Genomic DNA, 20,989 nt, shown 5'->3' with positions numbered 1-20,989 from the left:
TGGCACTGTGTGTTGTTAGCGGCCAATCTGCGCAAAACTGAAGCGGAGAATGGCGTGAGTGACGATATTTTACGCGGAAATTTTAAAAATGCTGCGGAAAATTGGAGCAGGAAAAAGAGCGGGACTAGCCAACCCTGTTTATTCCTTCTGCAATTGGCTAGAATATCCCGTTTTTAAATCACATCGACCCCGAGAGTTTTCACGATGTTTGAAGTCAATCCTGTATTAAACAAGCTTAAGGAGCTGTCTGAGAGGACCGAGCTGCTTAGGGGGTACCTTTGACTATGACGCCAAGAAAGAGCGTCTAGAAGAGGTCAATGCCGAGCTGGAACAGCCGGATGTCTGGAACGAACCCGAGCGCGCACAGGCGCTGGGCAAGGAGCGCGTCTCCCTGGAGAACGTCGTCAGCACCATCGATACCCTGACCCAGGGCGTCGATGACGTCGAGATGCTGGTCAGCCTGGCCGTCGAAGGCGAAGACGAAGAGACCTTCAACGAAGCCGTGGTCGAAGCGGACGAACTGGAGGCCAAGCTGGTGGATCTCGAGTTCCGTCGCATGTTCTCCGGTCAGCACGACGGTTCCGACTGCTACATCGACATCCAGTCCGGTTCCGGTGGCACCGAGGCCCAGGACTGGGCCAACATGGTGCTGCGCATGTACCTGCGCTGGGGCGATGCCCACGGCTACAAGCCCGAGCTCATCGAATGCTCCGAGGGCGACGTGGCCGGCATCAAGTCCGCCACCATCAAGTTCACCGGCGAGTATGCCTTTGGCTGGCTGCGCACCGAGACCGGCGTGCACCGCCTGGTACGCAAGTCGCCGTTCGATTCCGGCGGCCGTCGCCACACCTCGTTCTGCTCCGTGTTCGTCTACCCCGAGATCGATGATGACATCGAGATCGAGATCAACCCGGCTGATCTTCGCATCGACGTCTACCGCGCCTCCGGTGCAGGTGGTCAGCACGTCAACCGGACCGAGTCCGCGGTGCGTATCACCCACGTGCCGACCGGCGTGGTGGTGCAGTGCCAGAACGACCGTTCCCAGCACAAGAACAAAGATCAGTGTATGAAGCAGTTGAAGGCCAAGCTCTACGAGCTGGAAATTCAAAAGCAGAACGCTGAGAAGCAAGCCCTCGAAGAGACCAAGTCCGACATCGGCTGGGGCAGCCAGATCCGCTCCTACGTACTGGATGATTCCCGTATCAAGGATCTGCGCACCGGCGTCGAAACCCGCAATACCCAATCGGTACTCGACGGCGACTTGGACAAGTTTATCGAAGCCAGCCTGAAATCAGGCCTGTAAACAGAGCAGCAGGAATCACCATGTCTGAACAAACCACCACCCCGGAAGTCGACCAGACTCTCGAACTGAACAACGAGATGCTTGAGCGTCGCTCCAAGCTGGCCGCCTTGCGCGCCCAGGGCAACCCCTTCCCCAACGATTTCCGTCGTGACAGCCTCTCCGGCGATCTGCACGCCGAATTCGGCGACAAGAGCAATGACGAACTGGTCGCCCTGGGTAAACAGGTGAAGATTGCCGGTCGCATCATGACCCGCCGGATCATGGGCAAGGCGTCTTTCGCGACCCTGCAGGACATGGCTGGCAAGATCCAGATCTACGTGACCCGTGACGACCTGCCGGAAGGCTTCTACAACGAGCAGTTCAAGAAGTGGGATCTGGGTGACATCGTCGGTGTCGAGGGCACCCTGTTCCGCACCAACGCCGGTGAGCTCTCCGTACACGTCTCCACCATCCGCCTGCTGACCAAGGCCCTGCGCCCGCTGCCCGAGAAGCACAAGGGTCTGACCGACCAGGAAGCCCGCTGCCGCCAGCGTTACCTGGACCTGATCGCCAACGAAGAGTCCCGCAAGACCTTCGTGACCCGCACCAAGGTGGTGGCAGGCATTCGCAAGTTCCTGAATGACAAGCGCTTCATGGAAGTGGAAACCCCCATGATGCAAGTCATCCCGGGTGGCGCTTCCGCACGTCCCTTCATCACCCATCACAATGCGCTGGACATCGACATGTACCTGCGTATCGCTCCGGAACTCTATCTGAAGCGTCTGGTGGTCGGTGGTTTCGAGCGTGTCTACGAGATCAACCGCAACTTCCGCAACGAAGGCATCTCCGTTCGCCATAACCCCGAGTTCACCATGCTCGAGTTCTATATGGCCTACGCCGATTACATCGACCTGATGGATCTCACCGAAGAGATGCTGCGCACCCTGGCGCAAGACATCCTGGGCGACACCAAGATCCGTTACGCCAAAGAGGGCGAAGAGGGTCTGACCATCGATTTCGGTCAGCCGTTCCAGCGCCTCTCCATGGTTGACTCCATCCTGAAGTACAACCCGGATGTGACCCGTGACGATCTGGCAACCCTGGAGAAGGCCACCGCTGTCGCCAAACGCCTGCACATCGAGCTGATGAAAAGCTGGGAACTGGGCCACGTGATCACCGCGATCTTCGAAGAGACCGTGGAGCACATGCTGCTGCAACCGACCTTCATCACCGAGTACCCGGCCGCCGTTTCTCCGCTGGCCCGTCGCAACGACCAGAACCCGGACGTCACCGACCGCTTCGAGTTCTTCATCGGCGGTCGCGAGCTGGCCAACGGCTTCTCCGAGCTGAACGATGCGGAAGATCAGGCCGAGCGCTTCCAGGCCCAGGTTGACCAGAAAGCCGCAGGGGACGACGAAGCCATGTTCTACGACGCCGACTTCGTCACCGCGCTGGAACACGGTCTGCCGCCGACCGCCGGTCAAGGTATCGGCATCGACCGTCTGGTGATGCTGTTCACCAACAGCCACACCATCCGCGACGTCATCCTGTTCCCGGCCTTGCGTCCACAAAAGTAAGCGCCGCAGAAACAGGGCCGCAGCAAAACGCTGCCGTCCATGGCAATCAAAACGCCCCGTAATTGCGGGGCGTTTTTTTATGCAGAAGTCACACCGTGACGAGCGGTCATCGGTCCGCTGGTGCGACAGGCGGCAGCAGCCACTCCCCCTGCCACAGGGTCAGCGCACGGCCCGCCATCAGCACCCGCCCCTCCTGCAATTCCAGCCTGAGATCCCCGCCCCGGGCCGAGATCTGGCGGGCCCGCAATTGCCGTTTGCCGAGCCGCTCGGCCCAGAAGGGCACCAGGGCGCAGTGGTTGGAGCCGGTCACCGGATCCTCGTCCACTCCGACCCAGGGAGCGAAGTAGCGGGAGACGAAGTCGTCCTCCTTCCGGCTCGACGGCGCCGTCACCATGATCCCCCGGCCCGGCAGCGCCCGCAGGGCGTGAAAATCGGGGGTGAGCGCGCGGACCTCTTCCTCGCTGGCGAGCTCAAGCAGGAACTTGGCCCCGGCCGCCAGTGTGCGCAGCGGCTGGTAGCCAAGAGCCGCCCCATAGGCAGGATCCAGCTCAAGAGGAGCCAGAGAGATACGCGGGAAGTCGAGCCAGATCCAGCTCTCTTCGCGCCTGGCCACCAGCTCGCCGCTGCGGGTCGCGAAGCGGATGGGGAGATCCCCTGACACCTCCCCCGTCTGCCACAGCACATGGGCCGCCGCCAGGGTGCCATGGCCGCACAAGTCCACCTCCACTTGCGGGGTGAACCAGCGCAACCCGTAATGCCCCTCCCCCAGTTGGGTCAGAAAGGCGCTCTCAGAGAGGTTGAACTCCGCTGCCATGGCCTGCAGCTCGGCGTCGGGCCGCGCTTCCCCCAGCACCACCACGGCGGGGTTGCCTCCGAAGGGGTGATGGCTGAAGGCGTTGACATGATAGAGACGGGACATGGTTGCTCCTTGGGGCATGAGAGATCACCGGGACAGGGGGCTCGGCAAGGCCATTTTTATATCACGGCCCCCCCGGGGCTGAGATGGATTTTGGCTTTATAAATTCATAAATCGCATAAAGAAGATATTTTTATTCTTTGTTGTTATTCATTACACCCCTTACCCTGACCAAAAATCAGACCATGGAAGACATGTGTGATGCCATTGACAGCCCCCACCCTGAGCCCGCTCTCTGACGAACAGCAGCGCCAGCTCAACCAAGTTCTCACCACCCTCAATACCCAGCAACTGGCCTGGGTCAGCGGTTATCTCTACGGCCTCTCCCAGGCGGGCGTCCAGCCCGTGGCGAGCGCAGGCGCAGAAGTCGCGGCACCCGGCGGCAGCCTGACCATTCTCTACGGCTCCCAGACCGGGAATGCCAAGGGCGTGGCCAGCGCCATCAAGGCCCAGGCCGAGGCCCGCGGCCTGCCGGTGACCCTCACCTCCATGGCGGACTACAAACCCAAGCAGCTCAAGAAAGAGAGCCACCTGCTGGTGGTAGTGAGCACTTACGGGGAGGGGGAGCCCCCCGAGAGCGCCGTCGATCTGTTCGAGCAGCTTAAAAAAGGCAAGGTCGGCAAGCTGGAAGGGCTCAAGTTTGCCGTGCTGGGGTTGGGTGACAGCTCCTATGAGTTCTTCTGCCAGACCGGCAAGGATTTCGATGGCTTCCTCGCCAAGGCAGGGGCCGAGCGCATCCATGAGCTAGCTAGCCTCGATGTGGATTATCAGGATGCCGCCAAGGCCTGGGGCGAGCAGGCCGTTGCGGCGGTCGCCGCCACCCTCTCTGCCGGCGCCGCGACCGCCAGCGTGGCGGGCTCGGTGCAGGCCGCCGTCGGCCACAGCCAGTACAACAAGGAGAACCCCTTCCCGGCCAGACTCTCGGTGAAGCAGAAGATCACCGGCCGCGACTCCACCAAGGACATCCGTCACATCGAGATCAACCTGGAAGAGTCCGGCATCACCTATCAACCGGGGGATGCGCTCGGTATCTGGTTCGACAACGACGCCGATCTCGTGGGGGAAGTGCTGGCCCTGACCGGTCTGACCGGTGACGAGGCCACCCCCCATGGCAGCCTGCGTGAGGCGCTGACCCGTCACTACGAACTGACCCGGCTGCACGGGGGCCTGATCACTGGCCTCGCCGAGATCACGGACAACGCGGCGCTGAAGGATCTGGCCGGTGACAAGGCCCAGGTCAACGCCCTGGTCGCCTCTGCTCAAGTGGTGGACGTACTGAAACGCTTCCCGGCTTCCTTGAGTGCCGATCAACTGATCGCACTGCTGCGCCCCCTCACCCCCCGCCTCTACTCCATCGCCTCCGCCCAGAGCGAGGTGGAAGAAGAGGTGCACCTGACCGTCGGCGTGGTGCGCTACCGCCAAGAAGATGGCACAGTGCGAAGCGGCGGCGCCTCCTCCTATCTGGCGGACCGTCTGCCGGAAGATGCCGAGGTCCGGGTGTTCGTGGAGCACAACGACAACTTCCGTCTGCCCGCCAATCCCGATACCCCCGTCATCATGGTGGGCCCGGGCACCGGCATTGCTCCGTTCCGCGCCTTCCTGCAGGAGCGGGAAGCACAGGGGGCAGAGGGCAAGAACTGGCTCTTCTTCGGCAACCCCCACTTCACCCAGGACTTCCTCTATCAGGTGGAGTGGCAGCGTTATGTGAAATCGGGCCTGCTGTCCAAGATCTCCCTGGCCTTCAGCCGGGATCAGGCCAACAAGATTTATGTGCAGGACCGCCTGCGCGAGGCAGGGCTTGAGCTCTACCAGTGGCTGGAAGCAGGCGCTCACTTCTATGTGTGTGGCGACGCCAACCACATGGCGAAGGATGTGCAGGAAGCCCTGCTGGAAGTGATTGCGGAACACGGCCACAAGAGCCGTGAGGAAGCAGAAGAGTATCTGAGCGAATTGCGTCGTGCCAAACGTTATCAAAGGGATGTCTATTGATGAGCAAACAACTTATTCCGGGACCGGTCGAAGGGCCGCTGGCTGACAACGAACGCCTCAAGCGCGAGAGCAACTTCCTGCGCGGCACCATCGCCGAAGATCTGCAGGACCCGCTCACCGGCGGCTTCAACGGCGACAACTTCCAGCTGATCCGCTTCCACGGCATGTATCAGCAGGATGACCGCGACATCCGCCCGGAGCGCGCCGCCCAGAAGCTGGAGCCCCTGCACAACGTCATGCTGCGCGCCCGCCTGCCCGGCGGCATCATCACCCCGGCCCAGTGGCAGGTGATCGACAAGTTCGCCGAAGAGCACAGCATGTACGGCAGCATCCGCCTGACCACCCGCCAGACCTTCCAGTTCCACGGGGTACTGAAGCGCGACATCAAGCTGATGCACCAGACCCTCAACAGCACAGGTATCGACTCCATCGCCACCGCGGGGGACGTGAACCGCAACGTGCTCTGCACCAGCAACCCGGTGGAGTCCGAGTTGCACCAGGAGGCCTACGAGTGGGCCAAGAAGATCTCCGAGCACCTGCTGCCCAAGACCCGCGCCTACGTGGAGATCTGGCTGGATGGCGAGAAGCTGGGGGGTGACGAGGAGCCGATCCTGGGCTCCAACTACCTGCCGCGCAAATTCAAGACAACCGTGGTCATCCCGCCCCACAACGATGTGGACATCCACGCCAACGATCTCAACTTCGTGGCCATTGCCGATCACGGCAAGCTGGTGGGCTTCAACGTGCTGGTGGGGGGCGGTCTGGCCATGACCCACGGCGACACCACCACCTACCCGCGCAAGGCGAGCGACTTTGGCTTCATTCCGCTCTCCCACGTGCTGGAGGTAGCGGCCGCCGTGGTCAGCACCCAGCGCGACTGGGGCAACCGGGTCAACCGCAAGAACGCCAAGACCAAGTACACCCTTGAACGGGTGGGGGTCGAGGCCTTCAAGGCCGAGGTGGAGAACCGCGCCGGCATCCAGTTCGGGCCGGTTCACCCCTATGAATTCACCAGCCGTGGCGATCGCTTCGGCTGGGTGGAGGGGATCGACGGCAAGCACCACCTGACCCTGTTTATCGAGAACGGCCGCCTGCTGGACTTCCCGGGCAAGCCCCTCAAGACCGGCATGCTGGAGATCGCCAAGGTGCATCAGGGGGACTTCCGCCTCACCGCCAACCAGAACCTCATCATCGCGGGCGTGCCTGCCGGCGAGAAGGCACGCATCGAGGCGCTGGCGCGCCAGTACGGTCTGCTGGATGACGGCGTGAGCGAGCAGCGCAAGCAGTCCATGGCCTGTGTGGCCCTGCCCACCTGCCCCCTGGCGATGGCCGAGGCCGAGCGCATGCTGCCTGCCTTCGTCACCGACATCGAGGGGCTGCTGGCCAAGCATGGCCTGGCGGATGACGCCATCATCTTCCGGGTCACCGGTTGCCCCAACGGCTGCGGCCGCGCCATGCTGGCGGAAGTGGGTCTGGTGGGCAAGGCGCCGGGTCGCTACAACCTGCACCTGGGGGGCAACCTCGAGGGGACCCGCATCCCGCGCCTGCACCTGGAGAACATCACCGAGCCGCAGATCCTGGCCGAACTGGACGCCCTGATCGGCCGCTGGGCCAAGGATCGCAACCCGGACGAGTGCTTCGGCGATTTTGTCATTCGCGCCGGCATCATCGCCCCGGTTATCGACTCCGCGAGGGACTTCTATGCAGCCTGAACAGACTGATACAGCCCGGCTGGCGCGCACCGCCGACGGCCGGCTCGACCTCGACGCCCTCCTGGCCCTGGGCCGGGAGGAGCAGGTCGAGGCGCTGGCCCCCCTCAACCGGGCGCTGGACGCCATGAGCGCCCCCGAGCGGGTGCGCTGGGCCCTGGCCAACCTGCCGGGGGAGCATGTGCTGTCGTCGAGTTTCGGCATCCAGGCGGCGCTCATGCTGCACCTGGTGAGCCGCGAGCGGGCCGACGTGCCCGTGGTGCTCACCGACACCGGTTACCTCTTCCCCGAGACCTACCGTTTCATCGACGAACTGACCGAGCGTCTCGCGCTCAACCTCAAGATCTACCGGGCCGAACTCAGCCCGGCCTGGCAGGAGGCCCGCTTCGGCCTCCTGTGGGAGCAGGGGGTGGAGGGGATCACCCGCTACAACCAGCTCAACAAGGTGGAGCCCATGGACCGCGCCCTGAACGAGCTGGGTGCCCGCACCTGGTTCTCGGGCCTGCGCCGGGAGCAGTCCGGCAGCCGGGGCAAGCTGCCGGTGCTGGCCATCCAGCGCGGTCGCTTCAAGTTCCTGCCGGTGATCGACTGGAGCAACAAGGACGTCTTCTACTACTTCAAGGAGTTCGACCTCCCCTACCACCCCTTGTGGGAGCAGGGCTACCTCTCGGTCGGCGACGTGCACACCACCGCCAAGTGGGAGCCCGGCATGAGCGAGGAGCAGACCCGCTTCTTCGGCCTCAAGCGCGAGTGCGGCCTGCATGAGGAAGGTGGCGAGAGCGACGGCTCCGGCATCTGATCCCCCGCGGCCCGGCCATGTGCTGCGCCCACAAAAAAACGCCCGGCAACTGCAGGGCGTTTTTCTTTGCGCAAAAGGGTGATGTACCGCCCCTCATTACATGGCGGCGGCGCGCGCCTGATTCAGCCAGTCGTTCACCAGCGCCTCGTGGCCCTTGAGCCAGGCATCGGCATGACGTTCCACGTCCGCCGGCTTGTTCTGCCCCTTGTTCATCAGGCCGTTCTGCACGTTGATGTCATTGAGCGGCAGCTTGACGATGGAGAAGAGCTTGGCGGCGGCCGGATTGGCCTCGGCAAACCGCTTGTTGGCAACGATGTGCATGGTGTTCACCGCAAAGCCGTAGTTCTTGCCGTTCGGCAGCCGGGTCTTGGCCGCATCCTTGGCATCGGCGGGCACCTCCAGCCACACCACATCCTTGCCCGGCACCAGTTCGCTGCTGAGCCAGTAGGGGGTCCAGGTGTAATAGAGCACCGGCTTGCCGGCCTGGTAGCGAGCCAGGGTATCGGCGATCAGCGCCGCGTAATTGCCCTGCTTGTGGGCCACCGTGGGGGTCAGACCAAAGGCATCGAGGTGATGGTTGATCGCCCCCTCGCAGCCCCAGCCGGGGTTGCAACCGATGAGGTCGGCCTTGCCGTCGCCATCCCCGTCAAACAGCGCCGCCACCTCGGGATCCTTGAGCTGGCCCAGGTTGGTGATGCCGTATTGGGTCGCGGTCTGCTTGTCGATGAGGTACCCCTGGGCGGCACCGGCCACATAGGTGCCCTCACGGAAGAACACCTTGTCGCCCCCCGCCTGCTCGTACTTGTTGTCCTGCAGCGGCACCCAGTTGAACGCGAGGAAGGTGCCGTCTCCCTGGGCCACCGAGGCATAAGCCACGTTGTAGTCCACCTCCTGGGCGGGCTGGACATCGTAACCCAGACGCCCCATCAGCTTGCTCACCAGCAGGCTCTGGAAGGCCTCTTCCGGCAAGGAGCTCTGCAGGGGCTGAACGCGAACCCCCTCCCCCGGCAACTCGGCGCTGGCCATGGCGAGCGGGCTCAGCAGTTGGGTACTCAGCAGCAATGTGCCCAGGGTCAATCCTTTGGTGGTCTGTCTCATGCATTTACTCCTTTGTAATCGATTTTCTTGTCACGACCGGCCAGGCGCAGCAGCAGGGCGGCGGGGCCGTGCTGATACCAGCGGCCGGTACGGGTGCGATCCGGTTGCCCCATCGCCTGGGTGAGGCGGTCGAGCACGATGGCCAGCAGCACGATGCCGAGGCCGCCGATGGAGGCGAGCCCCATGTCGAGCCGGCCGATGCCGCGCAGCACCATCTGGCCGAGGCCCCCCACCGCGATCATGGAGGCGATCACCACCATGGAGAGCGCCAGCATCAGGGTCTGGTTGACCCCGGCCATGATGGTGGGCATGGCGAGCGGCAGCTGTACCTTGAACAGCAGCTGGGAGGGGCTGGCACCGAACGAGTGGGCCGCCTCCACCAGATCCGTGGGCACCTGGCGAATGCCCAGCATGGTGAGCCGGATCATGGGCGGCAGGGCGAAGATGACGGTCACCACCACCCCGGGCACGTTGCCGATGCCAAACAGCATCACGATGGGGATGAGGTAGACGAACGCCGGGGTGGTCTGCATGGCATCCAGCAGCGGCCGGGTCCAGGTGGAGAGCCGCTCGCTGCGGGCCAGCAGGATGCCGGTGGGCAACCCCAGCAGCACACAGAAGAACAGCGAGGTCAGCACCAGGGACAGGGTCACCATGGCATCGGACCAGGCCCCGATGAGCCCGATCCCCACAAGAGATACGAGCGTGCCTAGCGCCATGCGGCCGTTCACCAGTTGCCAGGCGATCAGGGTCAGGAGCCCCATCATCAGGGTAGAGGGCACCGTCTGCAGCAGATGGGTCATGGCGTTCAGGGTCAGCTCCACCGGCGCGCGGATCAGCTGGAACAGCGGCCGCAGGTTCTCCACCAGCCAGCCGATGCCCCCTTCCACCCAGGTATCCAGCGGCACCAGCGCCTGCTGGAAAGGATCCAGCCAGTCGATGGCGGTTGTGGTGTCGGCGGCTTCGATCTGGTTCTGCCAGTCGGTGGCCTGGGTGTCGGTACTGCCCCAGGGATCGGTCACCTCGGCGGACGCAGGCGCGCTCCAGGGGTCTGCCGCCACCTCATCGGCCCGCAGAGAAGGGCTCGCCAGCAGCACCAGGGCCAGCAGCCCGCTCAGCAAGAAATGGGGATTCATCAGCTTCATGCCGGAGTACTCCTGTCCAGGGTGTTGAGCAGATTGGCCTTGGAGATGAGGCCGAGGTAAGTGCCATCCTCCTCGACCACGGGCACCTGACAGGGAGCGGCCGCCACCTGGCTGATCAGTTCATTGAGGGCGGTGTCCGCCAGAATGGGCTGAATGTCCGCCAGCAGCGCCTGCTCCAGGCTGCCTTTGGCCCTGACCGCCTGACCGAGCGACTCCACCGAGACGACCCCGAGGAAGCGGCGGCTGCGATCCACCACGTAGCCGAACTCCCGCTCAAGCTCCTTGAGCTGGCGCAGGGCGTTGCCCGGCCCGTCGGTGGTGTGTTTCTTGATGAGGGGCACCTGCTTGCGGCTGGCCACATCGCGGGCGCTGAACACATGGGCCAGATCCACCCCGCGAAAGAAGGCGCGCACATAGTCGTTGGCGGGCTGGTTCAGGATCTCGTCCGGGGTGCCCACTTGCACCAGCTGGCCATCCTGCATGATGGCGATGCGATCGCCGATGCGCATCGCCTCGTCCAGATCGTGGGAGATGAAGACGATGGTGCGCTGCTGACTGGCCTGCAGCTTGAGCAGCTCGTCCTGCATCTCGGTGCGGATCAGGGGATCCAGCGCGGAGAAAGCTTCGTCCATCAGCAGAATGTCGGGGTCATTGGCAAGGGCCCGGGCCAGCCCGACCCGCTGCTTCATGCCGCCGGAGAGGGCATCCGGATAAGCCTCTATCCACTGTCCCAGCCCCACCTGATGGAGCGCCTGACGGGCGCTCTGCTGGCGCTCCGCCAGCGGTACACCGGCCAGCTCCAGCCCGAAGGCGGTATTTTCCAGCACACTCAGGTGCGGCATCAGGGCGAAGGACTGGAATACCATGCTGATCTTCTTGCGGCGCACCTGGCGCAGTTCGCGCTCCGAGATGGCGGCGATGTCCTCGCCATCGATCAGCACCTGGCCGCGGGTCGGCTCGATCAGCCGGTTGAAGAGACGCACCAGGGTGGACTTGCCCGAACCGGAGAGGCCCATCACCACGAAGATCTCCCCTTCGTTGATGGCCAGATTGACATCCTGGACCCCCAGGGTCTGTCCGGTCTTTTTCAGGATGCTGGCGCGATCATGCCCTTTCGCCAGCAATTTGAACGCTTTATCCGGCTGATCGCCGAAGATTTTGTAGAGGGATTTGACCTCGAGTTTGACTGTCATATTGTCCTTTTTTCTTGGCCGACGCCTTGCCTGGCAAACCGTCGAACGTGAGCCAATTACTTTTAACACTAAGCAATTTCACACCCAAACAAAAGAACCAATTGAAGCCAACCTAGAAAGGTTAAATTTAACTCATTGATTTTTATTGGTTATTTTCATTCATAAAAATCCATTAAATCACGATAAAAACGCCTATAACAGACAGGGTCGCCACAGTAGCGATGCACTTTCAGCACATTTCATTAATGATTAAAAGGCGTTAGCAGCAGGCGAAAAGAGAGGGTGGGGACGACTGCGCCCATCGGAGCGATGAATGGCTTATTAATTACATAACTAATCATTTTAATGTCACGCATTCTGGATATTGCTTCAGGCATCTTCAGCAATGTCGGTTCAGCGCTCTTCTCTTTGCGGCAACAGGGCACAAAAAAGCCCCCGGCTGTCGCAAGGGGCTCTTCATGGCATCAGAGGGCTCAGCGCCGCTGCCAGATCTCGAAACAGTAGGGATGGGGGTTCTTCTCGTCGGGGTGATGGGACTCGCGCTCGATGCACGACCAGTCGCCCTCGTCGAAGGCCGGGAAACGGGTATCCCCCTCCACCGCCAGATCGATACGGGTCAGATAGAGCCTGTCGGCCCGTGGCAGTAGCTGGCCGTAGAGATGCCCCCCCCCGATCACCATCAGCTCGGCCACATCGCTGCCCGCCAGCAGCGCCAGCGCCGCTTCCACCGAGTCGATGACCTCCACGCCGTCGGCCCGGTAGTCGGGGTTGCGGCTGATCACCAGATTGCGACGGCCTGGCAGCGGCCGTCCGATGGACTCGAAGGTCTTGCGCCCCATCAGCACCGGCTTGCCCAGGGTGACACGCTTGAAGTGGGCCAGATCCGCCGGCAGATGCCAGGGCATCTGGTTGTCCAGGCCGATCACCCTGTCCTGGGCCATGGCGGCAATCATGGAAATCATCATGGGGTCAACCTCTCGCACCGTCGTCAGATAATGGGGCGGTTACGGTACACGACCAGAGAGGGGATCGCCAAACCGAAACTCAGGGCCCCCACGATAAAGAGCGCCTTGAGGCCGTTCTCCACCGCGCTCTGAAGCAGCTCCATGGTCACCCCGGAGATATTGAGCTCGACGATAGCGATCATGGTCTTGAACGCGTAGCTGCCCGGGATCATGGGGATGATGGAGGCTACGCTGAACACCGGGCGTGGTGCCAGCAAGCGGCGCGACCAGTAGACACAGACAAAGCCGACCGTTGTCGCCGCTGCCAGGGTGGCCCACTCGATGGGCATGCCGTAGTGGATGAGCAGGGTACGCAGGCTGTGGGCCAACGCGCCCCCCATGGCGCAATATTTGAGCATCCGTGGCGGCACGTTGAACAGCATGGCAAAGCCCACCGCCGGAATGGCCGACCAGAAGGCATCCTTGGCCAGCAGCCAGAGCAGTTCCATCATACCTTCCACCCCCAGATACCGGTCACCGACATGGCGAGAATGATCCCGATATGGTTCCACGCGCTGATGGATAGCCGGTTTGCCCCGATCAACAGGGTCGATACAACGTCAAAGATCTTCATACTTTCCACCCCCAGATGCCGGTCACCGACATGGCGAGAATGATCCCTATGGCTGCACTGATGGTCAGCAGTGTCGCCGTGCCCCAGCGGGCCAGCCCCATGTTGAAGTAACCCTTCACCATGTCGGAGACCGCATTGATGAGCGGGAACCCCGGCACCAGCAGCAACACGCTGGCGGCCATGGCGAGATAGGGTTGTTCGCCCCAGCCGAAGAAGGTGGCGCTGGAGGCGAGCAGGGTGGCGATAAACCCGGTGGCGGCAAAGTTGATGAGGGGGCTGTGGTGATGGCGGGCAATGAGCTGGCGCACCCGCATGGCGACCGAGGCCGAGCAGCAGGTCACCAGGAAGATGGGCCAGTCACCGCCAAACAGCAGGCTGAAGGCACCGCAGGAGAGCCCCACCATGGGCACCACCAGCCAGGGGTGATAGTGGAACGGCGTGATGGCCTCGAGGCGCTGACGTACCTCGCGCGCGCCGATAAGCGACTTCTCCGTCATGATGCAGATGCGCTGGATTTCGCACACCACCTGCATGTTGATGCCGTGCTCCCGCACCCGGCGGGTGGTGGTGACGCAACTGCCCTGGTAGAGACTGGTGAGGACGATGGCGCTGGAAGAGATGGCCATCTCGACGCTCTCCAGCCCGAGCGCCATGCCCAGGCGGACCGTGGTCTGCTCGATGATGCGGCTCTCCGCCCCAAACTGGGCCAGCATCTGGCCCGCCTTGACGATGATCCGGGTGATCTCCGTCTGCTGCTCTCGCGACAGCACCCTTCCTGGTGTGATGCTTCTCATGATCCCTTTGAGTCATAGCAAGATGAAATGTGTCTGGATATTACCCCAAAATAAATACACCTTCATCCATCTCTATCGGACTGCGTACACTGGTCACTATTATTCAGCCGCCCGGGGAATATTTGCAGCAAATAAAAAACAATTTACCCAACTTGCTTAACAACTTGTTTGAGAAGGGGTTAAACAAATTAATAAATACCCTGTTTTTTTATATCTTGAACAGGGCCGTGAATTATTTCCGTTTCAGATAACTGGAAAACGCTATCACATTATCCGGCAGCGGGGGCTCTGCCATTTCCTGACAAGATTCGTTCTGCAGATCCAGAATGTGCTGGCGCATGGCGTAGACGGAGTCATGCATCATGTTGGCTATCCGGATGCAGCTGTCGAGGTTGTTTCTTGCCAGGCGGCGCTGGCAGTCGATGCGAAATTGCAGACCTCGCAACCGACGTTGCCGCTCTGGCCCCACCTGGGCGATCAGGGTCTCTATCTGCTGGTGCAGCAGCGCGTCGAGTCGCTCCGGCTCGGCCAGCGCCCAGTACTTCAGGGTATCGAAATCAGGCAGCTCCATATACCCTCCTGGCCGGACCTCGCCCATGGAATGGAACGACGCCGGGCACATCACTATTTCACTGTCCCTAGGGAAGGTTATATAGGATGGTGGCGATTTTGGGTCATTCACCGCCGAGCCACAGGAGTCCGGTTTTTGGCACGGATTGCGCATTGTTGGCGGAAAAGATCATTTATTCCTTATGATTCATGAAATTAACCGAATCCGGCCTGCGTCAGTTTTTTTATAAAATTTCAGCACCATTTTTCTCGGCCTTATGCCTTATTAAGGGACTTTCCTCAAAATTGTTTTTCATTCGACTCTCTCCCTGGCTCGACGCCCTCCCCTTGTACCATCCGGCGGTTTAACATATCTCACTGATTATGTTATTTTATTTACCACTTTATTGCGGCAACCAAGGGCAGACCATGAGCAAGGCAAGAATCGGTATCGTCACCGTCAGCGATCGCGCCAGTGCAGGCATCTACGAAGATCTCTCCGGCAAGGCCATCATCGACACCCTGAACGCCTACCTGACCTCGGAATGGGAGCCCGTCTATCAGGTGATCCCCGACGAGCAGGATCAGATTGAGGCGACCCTGGTTCGGCTGGTGGACGATGAGCAGTGCTGCCTTGTCGTTACCACGGGGGGCACAGGGCCGGCCAGGCGGGATGTGACCCCGGAGGCCACCGAGGCGGTGTGCGATCGCATGATGCCGGGCTTTGGCGAGCTGATGCGGGCCGAGTCCCTCAAGTTCGTGCCGACCGCCATCCTGTCGCGCCAGACCGCCGGCCTGCGCGGCAGCTCGCTCATCGTCAACCTGCCGGGCAAGCCCAAATCGATCCGCGAGTGCCTGGATGCGGTCTTCCCTGCCATCCCCTACTGCATCGACCTGATGGAAGGGCCCTATCTCGAGTGCGACGAGGCCATCATCAAACCGTTCCGCCCGAAGAAATAAGCACTGGGCGGGGATTTCCCCCGCCCTTTGCTTATTTACGCCCGTACACCTTGACCCCGGCCCTGCTCCCTTCCGAATTGCCGTACACCTCGATGCGCTTGATGCAGAGTCGGCTGCCGAGGGATTGCCACCCCGACTCCTGATCCTCTTTCAACACCTTGTCGAAATAGAGGGTCTTGCTGCGATCGTTGCCGTAGAACACCTTGACCCGCTCCAGGGTCAACTCCCGCCCTGCCTTGACCATGATGGATTTGGTCGGTCGGCAGGCGAGCATGGGAATGATGGCGGGATGATCGCCGACCCCGAGCAGAATGGTCTGCCCCAAGCGGATATCCTCGTCGGCCATGGCGGGGGGAACAGCAGCCCCCAGCAGCGCCATGGGTACGCAGATGCGCAACGCGCGGGCAAAAGTGGACAAGGAGTAAAGGGAAAACAGCGCTGACATGATGCTTCCTGAAAAAAGGAGTCATGATAAGGGCCCGATGCCAGACCCAAGCTGTACTGGCCCTGTACCAGGGGCCATGACAATGGCCGGAGGCCCGTGTGGGTAACGGGGGCCTGGGCCCCCGTTACCCCTGCCGGACGCGCTAACCGCCCCACATGGCCGACAGCCGCGACTCCATAGCCTCTTCCTGCTCATCCGGCAGCTCGGTGAAGAAGTCGAGCCCGGTCTGCTCCTCCACCTCATCCACCGTCACCACATAGTCCGCCAGCCTGCTGGCCGAGACGTTCTCTTGCGGCAGGATGAAGGCGATGGCCCGCTTGCCCGCCAGATCCATCACCACCCGGTAGTAGGCGTGGGGCACGGTCACGCCGTTGCCGATGGCGCCATCGGAGTGGGTGAAGATGGGGCCGGTGATCACTTGCACGCTCTTGTAGGTGATGGCCCACTGCCGGGTCTTCTCCTCCAGGATGCGCCAGGCCCCCTGGTTGAGCGCCGGCAGTTGCGGGGTCATGTTGGTCAGCAGGAAGCTCTGCTTCATGGTGTTGGCGGTGGAGCGCATGTCCGCCGCCGGCGCCTGGTGGCCGCGGTCATAGCCCGAGCCCTTGTAGTCCGACAGGGTGGCGCGAAACTGCACCGGCACCTCCTTGTCCTCGGCGAAGGCATCCTTGCGCGGCACCTGGCCCTGGGCGCTGGCGGCCGTCATCCGGTAAGAGACCCAGTCAGAGACCTTAGTGTCGTAGTTGTACCCGGCGGCATAGCCCTCCCGGCACAACAGCTGACTGGATTGACCGGGTACCCCCAGGGTGACGTGCTCCCCGCACTGGAATCCCGCCGCCAGGCTCGGGAAGGTGGTGAGAGTGAATCCGATAGCCAGAACTAATTTATTGATATTATTCATTATTATGCCACTCCTTGTGTTAGGCGGAGTGATTTGACACCAGGTCGGATGAGTAAGGCAATCGCACAAATAGCGAGCAATCCGGAAATGTGAAGAGGACGGCAAAACCGCAAACAAGGCGCCGCCAACCGGGGGATTGTCATCCCGCCGTCACTGTGCTGAGGGGGGAATTTCTCCAGCACTATCAGAGAGATAAGGGGTCAACACCGAGGCACTCTGTCAGCGCAGCGCCCGGCTCCCGCCACGCACGCCCCTGGCCGGGCCAGGGAATATCGAAAAAATCCCAACGAAATAAGGGATCCTCAAGCCCGATAATTAGTCCGCGCTTGTTTGCTCGAGATCAAACGGAGCCATGAAAAGCCCTCTAGAATCAGCCCGTCATCTATTTGGGGCGCCATGAAAGGGGGCCGTTCATGGCAAAAATGCCCGCAGGATTTCTCCTCCATGAATAAGCGGGCCCCGTTGCCGGAATACATCATGGCGCCGCCTCATGCCACGCTTCAAATAACGATGACGACAGACCTTTCATAACAATTAATCCGGTCTGGCACCGCGTACCCTGCGTTTCCAACGATGCCATTGACGAGGCCTTCCTGCCGGAAGGCCAGGAATGGTCGTGCTTTTCAATCAGGATAAGGATGCATGATGAAAAAGTCCCTGCTGGCTGGCGCCCTGCTGCTCTGCCCTGCCGCCTTTGCCGCCACCACACACTGGGAATACAGCGGCGAGGCCGGCCCGGCGAAATGGGCCAGCCTGACCCCGGAATATGGCCAGTGTGCTGGCAGCAACCAGTCGCCGGTCAACCTCTCGGGTCTGGTGAAGGCCGATCTGGCCCCCCTGCAGTTCCACTATCAGGCGGGTGGCAAGACGCTGGTCAACAACGGCCACACGGTGCAGGTCAACTATGCCCCCGGCAGCACACTTGAGCTCGACGGCATGCACTTCGAACTCAAGCAGTTCCACTTCCACGCCCCCAGCGAAAACCTCATCGAGGGCAGGTCCTACCCCCTGGAGGGTCACCTGGTCCATGCCAATGACAAGGGGGAGCTGGCGGTGGTCGCCGTGATGTTCGAGCCGGGCCAGGCCAATGGGGCACTGAGCCAGGCCTGGCAGGTGCTGCCAGCCAAGGCGGGGGAGATCCATGCCTTCAAGGAACCCATCTCGGCAGAGCAACTGCTGCCCGCCCAGCACGACTACTACCGCTTCAGCGGGTCCCTGACCACCCCACCCTGCTCGGAAGGAGTGCGCTGGCTGGTGATGAAGGAGCCGGTCCAGGCCAGCCAGGCCCAGATCGATGCCTTCAAGGCGGTGATGCACCACCCCAACAACCGCCCCGTCCAGCCTCTCAACGGGCGACTGGTGCTGGAATAAGGGGTTATCTCACCGATTTGCGCAATAAAAAGAGGGCTCGTTGGCCCTCTTTTGCATCTTTCGCAAAGGTGTTTACAGGCTGGCGGCAATCTTTGCCCTCTGGGCTATGTTGCTCAACACCCGCTGGTATTGGCCGCCAGGGAGTTGCCGCCGGTCAGCTCGCACATCCGGACGACCGATCACAGGCTGGCAGCGATGCGCGCCCCCAGGGCGGCGTTGTTCAGCACCAGCTGGATATTGGCTGCCAGGGAGTTGCCACCGGTCAGCTCGCACACCCGGGCCAGCAGGAAGGGGGTGGACGCCTTGCCCTTCACCCCCTGCTCGTCCGCCTCACGCAGTGCCTGGGCAATGGCGGCGTCGATGTCGGCCTTGGGCATGGCAAACTGTGTCGGGATCGGGTTGGCCACCACGGCGCCCCCCGCCAGCCCCAGCTCCCACTTCAGACGCAGCGCCTCGGCAATGGCCGCCGGGCTCTCCAGGCGGTAATCCACCTTGAAGCCGCTCTCCCGGGTGTAGAAGGCGGGCAGCTCCTCGGTCTGGTAGCCGATCACCGGCACCCCCTGAGTCTCCAGGTACTCCAGAGTCAGACCGATGTCGAGGATTGACTTGGCACCGGCGCAAACCACGGCCACCGGGGTCTGGGCAAATTCCTGCAGGTCAGCGGAGATGTCGAAGGTCTCCTGGGCGCCGCGATGCACGCCACCGATGCCGCCGGTGGCGAACACCCGGATCCCGGCCATGGCGGCCACTATCATGGTGGAGGCCACCGTGGTCGCCCCCAGCCCCTTGTTGGCCAGCACGAAGGGGATGTCGCGACGGCTGCACTTGGTGGCGGCGTGGCCGGCCCGGCCCAGCGCCTCCAGGGCCCCCGCATCCAGACCCACCTTGAGGCGGCCATCGATGATGGCGATGGTGGCCGGCACGGCGCCGTTGTCCCGCACCACCTGCTCCACCTGGCGCGCCGTCTCCACGTTCTGCGGATAGGGCATGCCGTGGGAGATGATGGTGGACTCCAGGGCCACCACCGGCTTGCCGGCAGCCAGCGCGGCGGCAACTTCAGGTTGGATATCGAGGTAAGCGTTCAACATGGGTACTCCTCCAGCATGCGTTCAACGGCGGCCTTGGATAGGCCGGAAAAGACGGTATCGGAACAATTGACGGTGAGGGCGGCGCAACCGAGGGCGAACCGGGTTGTCTCCATGATGCCCTGCTCCTGCAACCAGGCGTGGGCCAGCCCTGCCATGAAGGCATCGCCGCCGCCGGTCACGTTGACGACCGGGCTGCCGAGCACGGGCAGATGGCCCTGGCAGGCCCCGTCGCTATAGAAGATCCCCTGATCGCCCAGGCTCAGGAAGAGCCGCTGCACCCCGGCGCGGTGGAACCAGGCCGCCGCCATGGGCCAGGTGTCGGGCCCGGCGATGGTGAAGCCGCACAGCTGCTCCGCCTCGGTGCGATTGGGTTTGAGGGTGTGGATGCGGTGCAGCCAGGGGCGGATCTTCTCCACCTTGGCCACCGACACGGTGTCCACGAAGATGATGTGCTCCCCCTGGCGCTCGAACAGCCAGTCCAGGGTGTGGGTGGCTAGGTTGGTGTCGAGCACCCAGAGCCGGGCCGCACCGAGAAAACCGCTCAGGGGGGTGAGCCGGGCCGGGGTGAGCTGCTCGATGATCCCCATGTCGTTGACGGCGCAGCTCATCTCGCCGCTGCCATCGTGCAGGCTGAGATAGCAGGAGGTCGACTGACCCTCCAGTACCAGCACCTGGCGCACATCGACCCCGGCGCGCTGGCTCACCTCCAGCAGGTGGTGGCCGTATTGATCGTTGCCCACCGCAGTCAGCAGCCGGGTGTCGGTGCCAAGGCGCGCCAGGTTCTCGGCGATGTTGCGCCCTACCCCGCCGGCGGAGGTGCGTACCCGGCCCGGGTTGGAATCCCCGATGCGCAGGTTGTCGTGGCTGCAGCCACAGATATCCATGTTGGCGCCGCCGATCACCACGGCGTAGGGGCCTTCGCGCAGCACATAGCCGCGCCCCTGCACATAGCCCTGGCGCATCAGGCTGGAGATGTGGCTCGCCAGCGCGGAACGGCTGATGCCGAGCCTGTCCGCCAGCTCCTGCTGGGCAATCATGGGATCCTGGCGCAGCAGGGCGAGGATCTCTTGCTCACGTTCCGTCATAGACAAACATCCAGTTACAAACGTTTGTCCATTATTTCCGAAAAACGTTTTCCCGCCATCCTCTCGTACAAGAAATGTCGGGTCGCGCACAAAAAATCACCGGGCAGTGCCCGGCGATCACAACATGGTTTTCAGATGGGCCACTCACCCCAGCTGTACCCAGACCTCGCTCCCCTCCAGCCGCACCGGCCAGCAGGCGACGCTCAGGGCAGGATCGTCCAGACAGCGACCGTCCATCAGGGCGTAGCGCTGCTTGTACAGCGGCGAGGCCACCACGGGCTCCCCACCGGCATCCCCCACCAGGCCACGCCCCAGCACGGCGACGCCGGCCAGGGGGTCCACCCCGTCCAGGGCATAGACATGCTCCCCGAGGCGAAACAGCGCCAGTACCCGCCCCTCCAGCCAGGCGCTGCGCCCGGCCTGCTCCGGCAGCGCCGCCAGCTCGCACACCCGGTGCCACTGCCCATGCTCAAGGTGTGCTGTGTCCTCCTTGAAATCCTTCATACCACCTCC

The 20,989-nt window shown here is 62.3% G+C and carries 21 protein-coding genes; 7 read left to right on the top strand and 14 right to left on the bottom strand.

From position 1 onward, the window contains the following. Positions 1-204: 204 nt before the first annotated feature. A protein-coding gene (prfB, locus tag AB5Y53_RS16000; protein ID WP_102948437.1) for a peptide chain release factor 2 occupies positions 205-1,303 on the top strand; the annotation gives its coding sequence in 2 pieces (ribosomal slippage) (positions 205-279 and positions 281-1,303; 1,098 coding nt in all). Positions 1,304-1,380: 77 nt separating this feature from the next. Then, the gene (gene lysS / locus AB5Y53_RS15995) at positions 1,381-2,859 is read left to right on the top strand and encodes a lysine--tRNA ligase (protein WP_223915917.1); all 1,479 of its coding nucleotides are present in this window, start codon (positions 1,381-1,383) and stop codon (positions 2,857-2,859) included. Between the two features lie 106 nt (positions 2,860-2,965). Here the strand turns inward: lysS and AB5Y53_RS15990 are convergent, their stop codons facing one another. After that, positions 2,966-3,778 carry a PhzF family phenazine biosynthesis protein gene (locus tag AB5Y53_RS15990; RefSeq protein ID WP_368182535.1) on the bottom strand — a complete coding sequence of 271 codons (813 nt, stop codon included), beginning with the start codon at positions 3,776-3,778 and terminating at the stop codon, positions 2,966-2,968. A gap of 198 nt (positions 3,779-3,976) precedes the next feature. Between AB5Y53_RS15990 and AB5Y53_RS15985 the strand changes: the two genes are divergently transcribed. Genes AB5Y53_RS15985 through AB5Y53_RS15975 form a run of 3 tightly spaced genes read left to right on the top strand, consistent with a single transcriptional unit; the run spans position 3,977 to position 8,272 of the window. Then, positions 3,977-5,764 carry an assimilatory sulfite reductase (NADPH) flavoprotein subunit gene (locus AB5Y53_RS15985; RefSeq protein ID WP_368182883.1) on the top strand — a complete coding sequence of 596 codons (1,788 nt, stop codon included), beginning with the start codon at positions 3,977-3,979 and terminating at the stop codon, positions 5,762-5,764. Then, entirely contained in the window at positions 5,764-7,476 is a 1,713-nt protein-coding gene (gene cysI, locus AB5Y53_RS15980) for an assimilatory sulfite reductase (NADPH) hemoprotein subunit (protein WP_048207036.1), read from the top strand. Before AB5Y53_RS15985 ends, cysI begins: the two co-directional genes overlap by 1 nt. Beyond that, positions 7,466-8,272, top strand: coding sequence for a phosphoadenylyl-sulfate reductase (locus tag AB5Y53_RS15975; protein WP_045525747.1), 807 nt, complete (start codon positions 7,466-7,468; stop codon positions 8,270-8,272). Before cysI ends, AB5Y53_RS15975 begins: the two co-directional genes overlap by 11 nt. Positions 8,273-8,368: 96 nt before the next feature. Here AB5Y53_RS15975 and proX read toward each other — a convergent pair whose 3' ends face one another. The 8 genes from proX to AB5Y53_RS15935 form a co-directional block, all read right to left on the bottom strand. Next, a complete protein-coding gene (proX, locus tag AB5Y53_RS15970) occupies positions 8,369-9,370 on the bottom strand; it encodes a glycine betaine/L-proline ABC transporter substrate-binding protein ProX (protein ID WP_368182534.1) in 1,002 nt (333 codons plus the stop codon). After that, the gene (gene proW / locus AB5Y53_RS15965) at positions 9,367-10,515 is read right to left on the bottom strand and encodes a glycine betaine/L-proline ABC transporter permease ProW (protein WP_368182533.1); all 1,149 of its coding nucleotides are present in this window, start codon (positions 10,513-10,515) and stop codon (positions 9,367-9,369) included. Before proW ends, proX begins: the two co-directional genes overlap by 4 nt. After that, on the bottom strand, positions 10,512-11,708 hold the full coding sequence (proV, locus tag AB5Y53_RS15960) for a glycine betaine/L-proline ABC transporter ATP-binding protein ProV (RefSeq protein ID WP_041212476.1): 1,197 nt from the start codon (positions 11,706-11,708) through the stop codon (positions 10,512-10,514). The genes proW and proV overlap by 4 nt, the downstream gene beginning before the upstream one ends. Positions 11,709-12,181: 473 nt before the next feature. Beyond that, a complete protein-coding gene (gene folA / locus AB5Y53_RS15955; protein ID WP_368182532.1) occupies positions 12,182-12,673 on the bottom strand; it encodes a type 3 dihydrofolate reductase in 492 nt (163 codons plus the stop codon). A 23-nt stretch (positions 12,674-12,696) separates the two neighbouring features. Continuing rightward, positions 12,697-13,164: a threonine/serine exporter family protein gene (locus tag AB5Y53_RS15950; protein WP_010675437.1), complete on the bottom strand. Its 468-nt coding sequence runs from the start codon at positions 13,162-13,164 to the stop codon at positions 12,697-12,699. Next, on the bottom strand, positions 13,161-13,286 hold the full coding sequence (locus AB5Y53_RS15945; RefSeq protein ID WP_264204142.1) for a hypothetical protein: 126 nt from the start codon (positions 13,284-13,286) through the stop codon (positions 13,161-13,163). Before AB5Y53_RS15945 ends, AB5Y53_RS15950 begins: the two co-directional genes overlap by 4 nt. Next, positions 13,283-14,080, bottom strand: a complete 798-nt coding sequence (locus AB5Y53_RS15940; protein ID WP_042014428.1) for a threonine/serine exporter ThrE family protein — start codon at positions 14,078-14,080, stop codon at positions 13,283-13,285. The genes AB5Y53_RS15945 and AB5Y53_RS15940 overlap by 4 nt, the downstream gene beginning before the upstream one ends. A 232-nt stretch (positions 14,081-14,312) precedes the next feature. After that, positions 14,313-14,651, bottom strand: a complete 339-nt coding sequence (locus AB5Y53_RS15935; RefSeq protein WP_010675440.1) for a DUF3135 domain-containing protein — start codon at positions 14,649-14,651, stop codon at positions 14,313-14,315. A 407-nt stretch (positions 14,652-15,058) separates the two neighbouring features. On the opposite strand from AB5Y53_RS15935, the gene mog reads away from it, so the two are divergent. Continuing rightward, positions 15,059-15,589, top strand: coding sequence for a molybdopterin adenylyltransferase (mog, locus tag AB5Y53_RS15930; RefSeq protein WP_041212474.1), 531 nt, complete (start codon positions 15,059-15,061; stop codon positions 15,587-15,589). A gap of 31 nt (positions 15,590-15,620) precedes the next feature. Here the strand turns inward: mog and AB5Y53_RS15925 are convergent, their stop codons facing one another. Beyond that, positions 15,621-15,968, bottom strand: coding sequence for a DUF2541 family protein (locus tag AB5Y53_RS15925; protein ID WP_103255340.1), 348 nt, complete (start codon positions 15,966-15,968; stop codon positions 15,621-15,623). A 208-nt stretch (positions 15,969-16,176) separates the two neighbouring features. Beyond that, positions 16,177-16,932, bottom strand: a complete 756-nt coding sequence (locus AB5Y53_RS15920) for a DNA/RNA non-specific endonuclease (protein WP_010675443.1) — start codon at positions 16,930-16,932, stop codon at positions 16,177-16,179. Between the two features lie 645 nt (positions 16,933-17,577). Here AB5Y53_RS15920 and AB5Y53_RS15915 point away from each other — a divergent pair. Next, positions 17,578-18,303: a carbonic anhydrase gene (locus tag AB5Y53_RS15915; RefSeq protein ID WP_039040335.1), complete on the top strand. Its 726-nt coding sequence runs from the start codon at positions 17,578-17,580 to the stop codon at positions 18,301-18,303. A 179-nt stretch (positions 18,304-18,482) separates the two neighbouring features. Here the strand turns inward: AB5Y53_RS15915 and AB5Y53_RS15910 are convergent, their stop codons facing one another. The 3 genes from AB5Y53_RS15910 to nirD all read right to left on the bottom strand — a co-directional run bounded on the left by AB5Y53_RS15910 (position 18,483) and on the right by nirD (position 20,980). After that, a complete protein-coding gene (locus tag AB5Y53_RS15910; RefSeq protein ID WP_039040336.1) occupies positions 18,483-19,391 on the bottom strand; it encodes a pseudouridine-5'-phosphate glycosidase in 909 nt (302 codons plus the stop codon). Further along, positions 19,385-20,476, bottom strand: coding sequence for a PfkB family carbohydrate kinase (locus AB5Y53_RS15905; protein WP_214004368.1), 1,092 nt, complete (start codon positions 20,474-20,476; stop codon positions 19,385-19,387). The genes AB5Y53_RS15910 and AB5Y53_RS15905 overlap by 7 nt, the downstream gene beginning before the upstream one ends. A gap of 144 nt (positions 20,477-20,620) precedes the next feature. Beyond that, on the bottom strand, positions 20,621-20,980 hold the full coding sequence (gene nirD / locus AB5Y53_RS15900; protein ID WP_042865446.1) for a nitrite reductase small subunit NirD: 360 nt from the start codon (positions 20,978-20,980) through the stop codon (positions 20,621-20,623). Positions 20,981-20,989: the final 9 nt, after the last annotated feature.

The organism is Aeromonas sp. R7-5 (assembly GCF_040908015.1).
Lineage (GTDB): Bacteria > Pseudomonadota > Gammaproteobacteria > Enterobacterales > Aeromonadaceae > Aeromonas > Aeromonas caviae.
Note: the sequence above shows the minus strand (reverse complement) of the source record. Positions and strands in the feature narration are given on the sequence as shown.

Bases quoted from the DNA above. Each gene is read 5' to 3' on its own strand.
- lysS (WP_223915917.1), top strand. From the start codon at position 1,381: ATGCTTGAGCGTCGCTCCAAGCTGGCCGCCTTGCGCGCCCAGGGCAAC.
- AB5Y53_RS15990 (WP_368182535.1), bottom strand. From the start codon at position 3,778: ATGTCCCGTCTCTATCATGTCAACGCCTTCAGCCATCACCCCTTCGGA.
- AB5Y53_RS15985 (WP_368182883.1), top strand. From the start codon at position 3,977: ATGCCATTGACAGCCCCCACCCTGAGCCCGCTCTCTGACGAACAGCAG.
- cysI (WP_048207036.1), top strand. From the start codon at position 5,764: ATGAGCAAACAACTTATTCCGGGACCGGTCGAAGGGCCGCTGGCTGAC.
- AB5Y53_RS15975 (WP_045525747.1), top strand. From the start codon at position 7,466: ATGCAGCCTGAACAGACTGATACAGCCCGGCTGGCGCGCACCGCCGAC.
- proX (WP_368182534.1), bottom strand. From the start codon at position 9,370: ATGAGACAGACCACCAAAGGATTGACCCTGGGCACATTGCTGCTGAGT.
- proW (WP_368182533.1), bottom strand. From the start codon at position 10,515: ATGAAGCTGATGAATCCCCATTTCTTGCTGAGCGGGCTGCTGGCCCTG.
- proV (WP_041212476.1), bottom strand. From the start codon at position 11,708: ATGACAGTCAAACTCGAGGTCAAATCCCTCTACAAAATCTTCGGCGAT.
- folA (WP_368182532.1), bottom strand. From the start codon at position 12,673: ATGATGATTTCCATGATTGCCGCCATGGCCCAGGACAGGGTGATCGGC.
- AB5Y53_RS15950 (WP_010675437.1), bottom strand. From the start codon at position 13,164: ATGATGGAACTGCTCTGGCTGCTGGCCAAGGATGCCTTCTGGTCGGCC.
- AB5Y53_RS15945 (WP_264204142.1), bottom strand. From the start codon at position 13,286: ATGAAGATCTTTGACGTTGTATCGACCCTGTTGATCGGGGCAAACCGG.
- AB5Y53_RS15940 (WP_042014428.1), bottom strand. From the start codon at position 14,080: ATGAGAAGCATCACACCAGGAAGGGTGCTGTCGCGAGAGCAGCAGACG.
- AB5Y53_RS15935 (WP_010675440.1), bottom strand. From the start codon at position 14,651: ATGGAGCTGCCTGATTTCGATACCCTGAAGTACTGGGCGCTGGCCGAG.
- mog (WP_041212474.1), top strand. From the start codon at position 15,059: ATGAGCAAGGCAAGAATCGGTATCGTCACCGTCAGCGATCGCGCCAGT.
- AB5Y53_RS15925 (WP_103255340.1), bottom strand. From the start codon at position 15,968: ATGGCGCTGCTGGGGGCTGCTGTTCCCCCCGCCATGGCCGACGAGGAT.
- AB5Y53_RS15920 (WP_010675443.1), bottom strand. From the start codon at position 16,932: ATGAATAATATCAATAAATTAGTTCTGGCTATCGGATTCACTCTCACC.
- AB5Y53_RS15915 (WP_039040335.1), top strand. From the start codon at position 17,578: ATGAAAAAGTCCCTGCTGGCTGGCGCCCTGCTGCTCTGCCCTGCCGCC.
- AB5Y53_RS15910 (WP_039040336.1), bottom strand. From the start codon at position 19,391: ATGTTGAACGCTTACCTCGATATCCAACCTGAAGTTGCCGCCGCGCTG.
- AB5Y53_RS15905 (WP_214004368.1), bottom strand. From the start codon at position 20,476: ATGACGGAACGTGAGCAAGAGATCCTCGCCCTGCTGCGCCAGGATCCC.
- nirD (WP_042865446.1), bottom strand. From the start codon at position 20,980: ATGAAGGATTTCAAGGAGGACACAGCACACCTTGAGCATGGGCAGTGG.